The 11,997-nt window shown below is 47.2% G+C and carries 9 protein-coding genes and 2 riboswitches; of the genes, 1 reads left to right on the top strand and 8 read right to left on the bottom strand.

Features of this window, described 5'->3' with window-relative positions:
• The 8 genes from L696_RS0109460 to gcvH all read right to left on the bottom strand — a co-directional run.
• A partial coding sequence (locus L696_RS0109460; RefSeq protein WP_025683429.1) for an OFA family MFS transporter occupies positions 1-750 on the bottom strand: 750 nt, incomplete at its 3' end.
• 190 nt (positions 751-940) lie between these two features.
• The gene (locus L696_RS0109455; protein ID WP_025683428.1) at positions 941-1,705 is read right to left on the bottom strand and encodes a LytR/AlgR family response regulator transcription factor; all 765 of its coding nucleotides are present in this window, start codon (positions 1,703-1,705) and stop codon (positions 941-943) included.
• On the bottom strand, positions 1,702-3,363 hold the full coding sequence (locus tag L696_RS0109450; RefSeq protein ID WP_025683427.1) for a sensor histidine kinase: 1,662 nt from the start codon (positions 3,361-3,363) through the stop codon (positions 1,702-1,704). Before L696_RS0109450 ends, L696_RS0109455 begins: the two co-directional genes overlap by 4 nt.
• 51 nt (positions 3,364-3,414) lie before the next feature.
• A complete protein-coding gene (locus L696_RS0109445) occupies positions 3,415-4,401 on the bottom strand; it encodes a S66 family peptidase (protein WP_025683426.1) in 987 nt (328 codons plus the stop codon).
• Positions 4,402-4,580: 179 nt separating this feature from the next.
• Positions 4,581-6,077, bottom strand: coding sequence for a methyl-accepting chemotaxis protein (locus L696_RS0109440; protein WP_025683425.1), 1,497 nt, complete (start codon positions 6,075-6,077; stop codon positions 4,581-4,583).
• 289 nt (positions 6,078-6,366) lie between these two features.
• The gene (locus L696_RS0109435; RefSeq protein WP_025683424.1) at positions 6,367-7,008 is read right to left on the bottom strand and encodes a 50S ribosomal protein L25; all 642 of its coding nucleotides are present in this window, start codon (positions 7,006-7,008) and stop codon (positions 6,367-6,369) included.
• Positions 7,009-7,222: 214 nt separating this feature from the next.
• The gene (gene pulA, locus L696_RS0109430) at positions 7,223-9,724 is read right to left on the bottom strand and encodes a type I pullulanase (protein ID WP_025683423.1); all 2,502 of its coding nucleotides are present in this window, start codon (positions 9,722-9,724) and stop codon (positions 7,223-7,225) included.
• 523 nt (positions 9,725-10,247) lie between these two features.
• Complete coding sequence (gcvH, locus tag L696_RS0109425; protein WP_025683422.1) at positions 10,248-10,643, bottom strand: glycine cleavage system protein GcvH; 396 nt, start codon at positions 10,641-10,643, stop codon at positions 10,248-10,250.
• A gap of 300 nt (positions 10,644-10,943) precedes the next feature.
• Positions 10,944-11,130: riboswitch (glycine riboswitch) on the top strand.
• Positions 11,131-11,227, top strand: a riboswitch (glycine riboswitch).
• 80 nt (positions 11,228-11,307) lie between these two features.
• Here gcvH and gcvT point away from each other — a divergent pair.
• Positions 11,308-11,997 (top strand): glycine cleavage system aminomethyltransferase GcvT (gcvT, locus tag L696_RS0109420; RefSeq protein WP_025683421.1); only part of this gene is annotated, 690 nt, incomplete at its 3' end.

The raw sequence follows: 11,997 nt of genomic DNA, 5'->3' as shown, positions 1-11,997 counted from the left end.
TGTAGCTACATCCAGACCCGCCATCCGTACGCCGATATCTTTTACAACTCCAATCAGATACAAGCCACTCATACAAGCTGTGAAGAACATGACGAATAGCAGATAAGCCTGCTTGGTGCGCAGCATTTCTTTAACGGTGTAGTCACGCTGCACAACTCCATTTTGTACTGAAGGCTTGTTCACAACTGCTGCTTCCCGTACCAGGAAAGAACCGCCCACAATCATGATCAGCACGATCATGCCCCAATATAGAAACGCCTGCGATACGCCAACGGACTGAATCAGTGAACCATTGATATACTTAAATATAAGACTGCCCGTTCCGTACGCGCCAACCGAGATACCGGAAATAAGTCCTTTTTTCTCAGGGAACCATTTGATCAGATTCGACAGTGATGTAATATAAGCCGTTCCATCCGCAAATCCTACGACAATTCCCGCCAAAATGTACAGCAGGGACAGGGACGTTACCTGTGAGCTGAGCATGAGTCCAGCGCCCAACACGACGCCCGCGCACAAAATCAGACGACGTAGTCCCCATTTATCCTGTAGCTTGCCTGCGAATAACGTAGCAAACGCCAGTGCAAAACTGGTAATTGAAAATGTAATGGCGACCGAACTGAGGTTCCAGCCAAAGCGGTCCACCAACGGTTGATTAAATAAACTCCATGTGTAAATGGTTCCTAATCCCATCTGGACAATAATCGTTCCAAGTACGACCAGCCAACGGTTTCCGCTGTTTGTTTTCATATAAATCTCCTCTTTTCATTCCGGCTCTACAGCGTCAATTTGTTATCATGATAACCGGGAATCCAGTACACTTTGCGTCTGTGGAGGAGCAAGTCGGTAAGGATTCTCTCTACATGGATTATTATAACCCTGCATGTCAGCCAGAAATCGTTTGAGGAATGAAATGCACTTAAAGCGGAATGAAATGCCTTTATAGCCGCATAATTTGCCGAAATTCCTTGGCCTTGCTACGGCTCACCGGAATCTCCGCGTCCAGACCACGCAAGCGCAGGAGATACGTATGATTGAACCAAGGTACAATTTCACGGATCTGCGACAGATTAACCGTATAGGATCGGTGACAGCGAAAAAAGTCCTGCTGCGGCAGTCGGGCATGAAATTCCGAGATGCTCATCGGCATCGTATATTCCTCATGTCTTGTAAAGACTCGGGTGACCTTTTCCTGTGCGCACGCATAATAAATATCGTTCGCATCCGTTACGATGATTTTGTCGCTTTTCAGCAGATTAATACGGCCCGAAGCGCTAGCCGTACTGGTTTTAGCAGGTCGGGGCTGCGCAGGCTGGGCAGTCTCCTGTACTTGGACGTTCCGTTGCCCATAAGCATTTTCAAGCTTGCGCAGCATGGCAGCGATCCGCTTTTCATCATACGGCTTGAGAATGTAATCAAATGCCTCCAGTTCGAAAGCCTGCGCAGCATGCTCTTTATAGGCGGTCGTAAAAATAATATAAGGCTTTTTGGCAAATTTGCTAATGTTCTGCGCCAGCAGCATCCCGTCCAGAGAAGGAATGTTAATATCGAGAAAAATAGCGTCCGTCTCATGGTCCTGCAAAAAACGGAATACGTCCAGCCCGTCCTCAAAGCTGTCCGTCACTTCAATATGGCTGTGGGTCTGAATAAGATACTCCAGCTCTTCACGCGCCGGAATTTCATCTTCTACAATGATGGCCTTCATGACTGCTCCTTTGGTATGTCAAAATAAACTTCGGTGCCTGGCTCATGCTTGAGAATAATAACCCCTTCTCCATACATGAGCTTGAGCCGTCTATGCACATTATACAAGCCAATTTGTTTGGCTGGAACCCGATCATGATACAGGTTATCCACAACATCATCCCGTATGCCTACTCCTGTATCTGCCACAGAAATCCGTACTTTTTCCCCTCGATCTTTTACGGAAATGGTAACTGTGCCTAGTCCCTTTTTTTTGAGAATTCCATGATTAATCGCATTCTCAACCAGCGGCTGGATGATAAGGCTTGGAATGCGCACGGACACCTCATCCATCACATACTTCACCTGAAGCCGGTTGCCGAAGCGGGCTATTTCAATTTCCACGTAATCAGACACCTGCTGAAGCTCCTTATGAATTTCGATCAAATCATCATTCAGCTCCAAATTATAACGTAGATATCCAGACAAATTAATGATCAGCTCTCGTGCTTTATCCGGCTTGGTGCGTGTCGTAGAGGCAATGGCGTTCAGCGCGTTGAACAGAAAATGCGGATTGATTTTAGTCTGGAGCGCCTTCAACTCGGCTTTATTCGCCGCTTCCTTAATTTGCTCCACACGCGATACTTCCATTAATGTAGAAATAATTTGGGACAAGCCAATCGCCATTGTTTGCAACGGATACGTGATTTTATAAGCTTTGCGGTAGTAAATTTTCAGGGTTCCGGTCACCTCTCCCCGTTCCTCCAGCGGGATAATGAGCAGAGACTGGATTTGAGGTGTTTTATCGTCGGCAATATGGTTGCGAATGGTGATTTTACCGCTGCGTATGGTCGATTTGGTCACATCACTGATGATCTCGTCGCCGATATGATAACGTTCCTCGCCAAAACCAACGTAGGCCAAGACATCTTTGATATCCGTAATCGCCACTGCATCCGCCTTGATATCCTCCTTAATGATCGAACAAATGGTATGCAGCGATTCAGCATTAATGCAGCGAAAATAAGGCAGCGTCTTGTTGGCAATATCTAGTGCCAGCTTGGCCTGTCTGGCCGCGATATTTTCCTTTTCCCCCTCGACACTCTGAATCAGCAGAACGATCAGACCGACGCTGACTTGCCCGATAATCATCGGCAGACCGATCTTTGAAACGATGTCCAAACCAAGCTCGTACGGTTGTGCCATCACCAGAATGAGCAGCATCGTCAATATTTCGCAGATCATCCCGGCGGCAATACCGACCAGCCACCTCTTGGAGCGGTCGACCCGGCGCCCGATATATCCCGATACCACACCTGCCAGAATACTCGTAATCAGACACGGAATCGAGGTCACTCCCCCAATATCAATCAGATAACGGTGAATACCCGATACAATACCCGTAATAATCCCGACCCACGGTCCGAACAAGATGCCACCCGCCATAATCGCAATAATCCGGACATTGACGAGCGATCCTTCCACTTCGATCCCCGTATACGTGCCAAACAGCGCAAACATGCAAAAAATAATCGTTAATAGCGTCAGCTCTGCCGGGGAATGGCTGTTCTTTTGCAAGGTCTCCTTAAATCGGGGGATACGGGTAATAAAAAATAGACAAATCAGCAACAACGCTGCGCGTTCAAATAGCTGCATCAGCATTTCTAAAAAGCCGTTCACATGCGTTCCTCCCAAATATAAACCCATTCATCAAGCCTTGTACCACTCTCACTATTCACATATTTCAAGATCAATCCTGTTATTCCGGGCACGAATACTCGCCTTCCCACCAATCGGATATGTAAATTGCGGTGTGGTGTGTCCGAAATCCGCATCTGCGATCACCGGAATAGAGGCCAGTTCCTTTCTCGAGCTAATGATTTGCCGCAGCAACTTTTCCGTCATATGAGATGCCTGCTGAAAACGTCCGATGATGATTCCTCTCACCTGATCGAATCCCGGCTGGTGCAGCAATGATTGCAAATCCCGATCAAACGTAGCAGGAGAGCTTTCATAATCATCCTCAACAAATAAAATCGTTCCTTCCAGACTCGGCATATACTGCGTTCCCTGCAACAAATTCAGGGTACATAGGTTTCCACCCACAATCGTACCGTGTGCTTCTCCTGCGTGAATCGCATAAGGCCCGACATTGCGGTGAAAGATTCGTTGATCCTGATCCAAATACCATGTATCGTCACTCCACTCTGGCGAAGACTGGATTTGAATACTGCCCTCTTCCAACATCATCCTTTGAAAATACGCTGTCGTATATTCATTCCCTTGCTGCATGCCAAATGTCAAAAAATGAGGCCCTGCATACGTGATAAGCCCTGTTTTTGCATATATGGCATGACTTAAAGCAGTAATATCCGAATAACCACATAACCGTTTAGGATGAGCTCCAATCAGCTCATAGTCAAGGTGGGCAAGGAGCTGATTAGCATTATACCCTCCAATGGCAGTCAGAATGCCCTTCACCTTCGGATCGGCAAAAGCTTCGTGCAAATCTGTTACTCTGGATTCTATGGAGGAAGATGTAAAATCATCGCTTTCCAGCACATGTTGCGAAAAGCTCACCGTAAATCCGAGTTGCTCCAGCCTTTGCTGGGCGATCAGGCGATTTTCCTCAGAAACGATAGACAAACTTCTGGATGGCGAAAGAATGCGTATCTCGTCTCCAGCCTTTAATTTGGGCGGTTGCTTTCCCATGATCATGATCATTCCCCCTAAATACGAAGCATTTAAACTGCCACAAATTATACCATCAACTTCCATCAAATTATAGCTTTTAGAAATACACTCTCAACTCTCCATCATACAGCAGTAAAAAACCGGGGATTACCACTTGATAGCGATATTCCCCGGCTCATTAGCCCGATGATGAAGCTATTCAATTATTTGCTTTTGCTGGTTCCGGTATGGCTATTGTCCTCATTCTTTTCCTGCACTAGCTCTTTCAATTGGATAATCAGCGTCTCCAGCTCACCGAAGCCAGCCACCATGTTGGAGGTTATATTTCGTTGCTCCTCCACACCAGCCAAGATTTGTTCCGACGCCGCACTGGCTTGTTCCGTTACACTTGCAAATTCCGTCATCTCCTGAACGACCTGGGATGAGAATTGCTGCATACTGGTCGTACTGGCCTCTACTTCCACGGCCTGAAGCAGCACTTTATTGGCATTTTGCAGGATGTCTTCCAGTACAGCCTCGGTTGAATGTGCCGATTCCATACTTTGCTGTAATCTTTGCTGGCCAATATCAAATTGACTTACAACCGAATCCATTTGAGTTCTCAGTTGGGTCAAAATGCCCTCCATCGCCACTGAGGTGCTGCCTACCATTTCAGCCAAATGCCGCACCTCTCCAGCCACGACGGCAAATCCTTTGCCATGCTCCCCTGCTCTGGCGGCCTCAATGGATGCATTTAGGGAGAGCAAATTCGTTTGCTTTGAGATTTGAGTAATATCGTTAAGCATGGAAGACATGTTATCACTTTGTATTTTAAATTCATCCAATTCTTCCTTGGTACGGCTCATAACCTGACCCAAATCGGAAATTTGGGACGTTAATGCGAGTAGCTGGCTGCTTCCTTTCCCCCCCGCATTTTTAGTATCTTCGGATAGCTGCTTCAGCTCTCTGGAATGATCTGCGACATCACAAATATGCTGATCCGATTGGGACAAGTTATCCGTAACCTCGGTGATATTCGAAGCTTGCATTTCTACACCTTTGGCGACCTCCTGAAAACCGATAGCGACTTCATTCGTCACACTGCCGGTGGCATCCACCTGATTTCTAAAACGCTCGGTAAAGCTATACAATCCAGCCACAGCTTGTCTAACCTGCTCGAATAGAAACTCAATACGTTGCCTTGTCGCATTAATATCCTTATTTTGCTCTTCACTTTTTTGAAACTGCTTTTGATTCAATACCGATACCACTAACAGCAGTATACCAATTAATAAAACAACAAAAAACTCATCAACATAGCGCAATAATCCGGTAACACGAGGATCTGGCGGCGTACCGATTGTAATTTGCACAAAGATATTACATAGATTTAAGGACATAGCTACCAGAAAATAACGGTAAGAGGGGTAAAGCAAAGCCAAGGAGCAGATTAAGATGGTGGTAACCACATCTACACTCGATAAGTTCAAATAAATACAAAACAATACGCTGAAAAACGTAGTAATCCACGGAATTACATGGATACCTTTCTTTTTTACATTCAGGATCGCCAAAGTTACAGCGACGGCCAAGCCCACACCATTAGATATCCACATCGAGGGATTAGATAATGCCGGGACGATGCCACTCAAGGCCATAATCCAGAAAATAAGGATCACCAATTTGTTTCTTTGCCACAACAATTCAGTCATTCTGTCCATGATTGTGTACGCACTCCTTAGATATATATTAGGTATTTATAAAATAAAAACGTAAACGCCATACTTTATATATCGTCATATCAGAACGCGTATTGAATGATGGTCGTACTAAAAATTTCAGTCACCTTTAATTACCAAATCATAAAATAAAATCATCTCTAGATGGATGTAATCGCATGTTATTTAAACACAAAAAAATCGCCCCCCCTAATCAGGGAGCGATTTTAAATTTATCTTTGAATAGCCGTCTTCAGTAGGTAGGCACTCATCTATCCGATGACCTTCAGCATCAGGATTCCTTGTTTTCAGAAGCCGCTTCAGTACCTTCTGTTGCAGCTGCATCGCCTGCCACAGCAGCATTTTCCACCTCAACCGCACGCGGAACAATAATGGATGCAAGCAGCTCTTCCTCAGGAACGTGCAACGTTACTCCTTTAGGGAGTTTCAGGTCGCTTGCGCTCACCTTGTCGCCGACATCCAGTGCGGATACATCCACCTCAATGGTAGATGGCAGGTCAGCAGGAAGACCCTCGACTTCGACTTCGGTTTCCTGAATTTGCAGAATACCGCCCGTTTTTGTACCTACAGGTGTACCTTGATAGTCAATAGAAACACGCACGCGAAGCGGCTTGTTTTTGGAAATTTTCAGAAAATCGGCATGCAACCACTGGTTGTCACGTTGCTGATAGTCTTTAATGATGACGGGAATGGTTTCTCCACCCTCTACGGTGAGGTTGAACACCTCTGAACGTCCGGTTCTGACTACTTTATTAAATTCCTTGGCATCGACATGTACAGGGGTTCCTTCAAGCTCAGAGCCGTAAATCACAGCTGGAATCCGTCCTTTTAACCTCAATCCACGAAGTGCCGAACCCTTCTTCTCTGTTCTCGGCTGGGCGGTCAGTTGAATACTTCCTCCATTAGAACTCATGATATACAACCTCCTTCAGGTTACCTTACAAATGATTATTCCTCAAGAATCTTGCCTGTTTACCAGTCGTACTACAAGGTATAAGCCAGCAAGCTGGCAAAACCAAACAAGTCCATAATTTTATATTACCCCTTTTTTCTGAAACTGACACACGTTTGCATAAAAAAATAGCATTTCTCGAAATCATCGAAAAATGCATCTCTGAAAAATAAAGCTATCCCGCCCGGTTGTCGTTGACCAACAGCAAATATTCTTCTCTGCCACTATGAATCAATACCTGCATCACAGATCGGGTCAGGTCTACATCAATATACCGATCGGCCTCAATATCCTTGGCATCCCACTGATTGAGGCGGACGATGTAGCCGATACGCCGCACATGAGGAGCCACTTGAATACGCGCTACTGCGCGACCATCATCCAATTCACTCAATTCTACATGTCCGTCCCGCCATCCAGTGCCCCATACCCATACATTCCAGCCGGAATATTGTCGATCCGTACGCTCGTAAATCAACTCAATGGTGCGATACAACGCCGCTTCTTCGTAGTGACCTGCGATTTCTTGGTCTGTTCCCTCATCCGAACCTTCCAATCCGTTCTTCACCAGCTCGCTAGTCTGATCCTGTCCGGTCAAAAAGGATGGCTGAGCGGGTTCCTCCTGATCATACAGTACCATCATCGACCAGCGCGAAACGGTCACACGATGGCCTGCTACTTCATACCGTATCTCATTTCCAGCCCCGTGAGCATCCACAACGACATGCCATCGATCCGATTCCGCAGGCAGCAGTATTGTCTGCTCCGTATCCGAGCCGTTATAAATCACCACAATCTGATTCCATGCATCGCCGTTAGCATGGTGCCTCAATGCAAAAGCTACCACATGCCCGCTGCTGTGCAGCACTTCCATATGCTGCTCCACCAGCTCCCGGTGATCCATCCGGAATGCCGGATGACTGCGCCGTAAAGCGATTAACCCCTGATAGTAATCAAATACGGGGCGAAATCTCGCCTTGTTCTCCCAGCGAATAGCATTCACCACATCCACACTACGGTAGCTATTATGGTCTCCATATTTGGAGCGCAACAGTTCATCACCTGCATGGATAAAGGGAATACCCTGGGAGGTCAGCACCATGCCGTTTGCCAGCAAGGATTTGCGTACGGTTTCATCCTCCAGCAATTCATGCTCATTCACGTCCCGGTACGGGTCTGCTTCCGCCACGGCTTGTTCGGCCGTTCTCCCATCCTGCGGCTGACCCTGCTCCCATTGTGGATAACCACAGCGCTCCCGCAAATTCCGCACCGTCAAAATTTTATCCCACAGATTGAGATTATCGTGAGCCGTGACATAATTGACCGTTTCCGAAGGTTGGGCTGTAAAATCATGAATAGCTCCAAAAACACCTTTAAGCACCAGTTCCTCCTGATCCCATGCCCCCGTGGCAAAGCCACTTGCGGTACCATCACTGTCACCCTTAATAGCAGAACGGTAGTTGTCATTGAAGACGGCAAAGCCTTTGTCCCGTTGTGTTCCTTTTAACGTCAGCAGAGGCTGCGGGGATTCTCCCCCCGTCCAAGGCTCTCCATAGATAAGCAGATCGGGACGAACCTCAGAGCGAAGCTCCTGTGTAAGCTGCTCCATAGTCGGCGTATCAATCAGTGCCATCAGATCAAAACGGAAGCCGTCTATATGATATTCCTCTGCCCAATAGCGCAGTGAATCCTTGATATACTTGCGAACCATGGGGCGTTCGCTGGCCACCTCATTGCCCACACCCGAGCCGTTGGAAAGCTGCCCATGCTCATCCGTACGGTAATAGTAACCCGGTACAACAGGGTCGAACGGCCCTTTTTCCACCGAGAAAGTATGGTTGTACACGACGTCCATAATGACACCGATGCCAGCAGTATGCAGGGATTGCACCAGCAGCTTCAACTCCCGTATACGTGCCTCCGGGTCAGCCGGATTGGAAGAATAAGATCCCTCCGGCACATTATAGTGCTGGGGATCATAGCCCCAGTTATATTCCGTGCCCTGTCCCGCAAAATCATTTACCGTATGGAAATCAGCTACCGGAAGCAGATGGACATGTGTAATGCCCAGCTCCAGCAAATGATCCAGTCCGATGCTGTTGCCCCCCGAATCTTTTAGTCCCGTATACGTAAAGGCTGCAAACTGTCCTTGTGCGGCAGATAAGCCTTTTTCTCCAGTATTAAAATGTGTATCCATTGAAAAATCACGCACATGAAGCTCATATATAATGGCATCCGTAGCCCGGGCAAGTGTGGGTCCAGCGTCCTCTTTCCATCCGTCCGGATGGGTTTGAGCCAAATCAACGATTGCCGTGCGCTGTCCATTGGCTGATACCGCTGTCGCATAAGGGTCGGCGGCATAATGAAGTGTGCGGTCTGCCCATTCCAGCCTGTACATGTAATAATACTTGTTCCAGTCGCCTTCCAGCTCTACGGACCATACACCACGCTCATCACGGCTCATCGGAAATTCCCGGCCACCGCTATGGTCCTGAACGTTACCTTCCTGATCGTACAATCCAGCGTTGTCATACAGCGCTACATGAACCTGCTTCGCAGTCGGTGCCCATACTTTAAACATGCTGCCCGCAGGCGTATAAGTAAGACCCAAATCATCGCCTTCATATGTGGGATATGTTGTGTGCTCAAGCTCCTTGAGTTGATTGAAATCAGACATTCCTGTTCACCACCCATTTCTGTACATCGGCTTTCAGCCTCTGTTCATCCATCATTTATGATGTTTACGACTTGTCAATATACCTCAGGATTTCACAAAAATCCTTACCTACTAGGCTATCAAAATAAGACAAGCTTGAAAAGTCGGATGATTTCAAATACGGATGCTGCTTTCATTTCACACGCACACTCCATTTTATGACAAAACTATGAACAGGCTACAGCAGCAGCCCTCCAAGCACCCTAAATAATTCCCTTTATCCCTTCACATGCATGTCAAAAACCGCCAAAAAATCAGGATAGCCCAAATTGCTGGTAGGCTCATCGAGCAGCAGGCGCGGAGCATCATAGGTACAATTTATGTGCGAAATCCATCCTCTAAACAAGAGGAAAACACGTAATTACGCTCGCAAAAAAGACAGCAAAAAATAGCCGCTATGCCAATTCATCGCGACTATTTTTATACAAAATCGAGCGGACAAACGCCGCCCTTATTCAGTTATTTAATCTACTTTGCCCCATTATTACTCATTGGCAGTCAACTGCTCGTACTGATCCGCAGACAGCAGCTTGCTTAGTGCTTCCTCCAGATCTTCCCCAATCTTCACTTCGATCATCCAGCCTTTTTCGTAGGGAGATTCGTTCACCAGCTCAGGCGTACTTTCCAACGCTTCATTCACCTTCAACACCGTTCCCGTTACTGGAGCGAACAAGTCGGATACTGTCTTTACCGATTCAATAGTACCAATCTCCACCCCCTGCTCAATCGCTGCTCCCTCCCCAGGCAGCTCCACAAAAACGATATCGCCCAGTTGATGCTGTGCAAAGTCCGTAATACCGATTCGTACCGTTCCATCCTTTGTGCGCTGAACCCATTCATGTTCTTCCGTGTACCACAATTGCTGCTTCACTTCACTCATCCTGCTCCGCCTCGCTTTCATATGGATTACATCGTTTCGCCTACCCATCTATGACAGGTTAAGATTATGACAACTAGAACTATCATGTCAATAATACTAACAAAAATATTTCTCATTACTCCATATATCTTTCTAACTAAAAATACGACAGATTATAATAAACGCTTACATATCCTTATTTATGAATAAAATGTTTTTAATAATGTTTTTCATGACATTTTTGTTGACATTTCAAATAAATTTGCGTATTAATGGGTTATAACAAGTGCTTTTGGAAACACCCGATAATTGGAAACGCGGATGAACGTGGAGGGAGAGACTGCCAACACTCGCATCGCTGTTGCCACCTGTAAAACAAGGCAGCAAGCGAGTCGGATCAAGCTGTTACCGGCAGGACCGGATGACGTATAGCTGATCAGAGGCAGCGCCGAAGGAGTAAACCTGCACCGCAGGTGAATCTCTCAGGCAAAAGGACCTCTGCCGGACGCATCTCTGGAGAGCATTCGCTATACAGGCGGATCACCCAAGGGGAAACCCGGTACACGCCGGGGTAACTCTCAGGTATCAAGGACAGAGCTGAAAAAAAGTGTGTGGACTGCCGTTCATACGTTTTTTTCGGCCTGTCTTTTTTGTTTAGCCGATCACACCAGATAGGAGTGGAAAAATGACTAACTTGCGAAAAACGCCGCTGCATTCATCCTACAGCACGCTGTCGGGGGTTCGTTGCATTGATTTTGGCGGCTGGGAGCTGCCTGTACAGTTCAGTGGCATTCAAAAGGAACATGAGGCCGTTCGGCAACGTGCAGGATTATTCGATGTATCGCATATGGGTGAATTCTTGGTCGAGGGCCAGGAAGCCGAAGCATTTCTGCAACAGGTGACGACGAACGATGTCAGCCAATTGGAGCCGGGCAAGGCCCAATATTCGCTCCTGTGTTACCCGGATGGAGGTGTAGTAGACGACCTGCTTGTCTACTACAAAGGGCCGGAGCGTTACATGCTTGTTGTGAATGCCTCCAACATCGATAAGGATTGGGATTGGCTGCTTCGCCATGCGCCTGCATCCGTTCATCTGGAAAACGTATCAGATGCGGTGGCACTGCTGGCGTTGCAAGGACCTGAAGCTGCGCGTATTGCCGCAGCCGTGACAGACACGGACATTACAAAGCTGGCCTCCTTCCGATTCAGCGAGGATGTGCAATTGTTCGGAGCAAAAGCGCTCGTCTCCCGCACCGGATACACGGGGGAAGACGGCTTTGAATTTTATGTGCCCGCTGCGAATGCACCGGCAGTGTGGGACGGATTGCTTCGCATCGGTGAGCCGTATGGTCTGGTTCCCGCTGGACTTGGAGCC

Origin of the sequence: Paenibacillus maysiensis (genome assembly GCF_000520815.1) — a bacterium.
Taxonomy (GTDB): Bacteria; Bacillota; Bacilli; order Paenibacillales; family Paenibacillaceae; genus Paenibacillus; species Paenibacillus maysiensis.
Note: the sequence above shows the minus strand (reverse complement) of the source record. Positions and strands in the feature narration are given on the sequence as shown.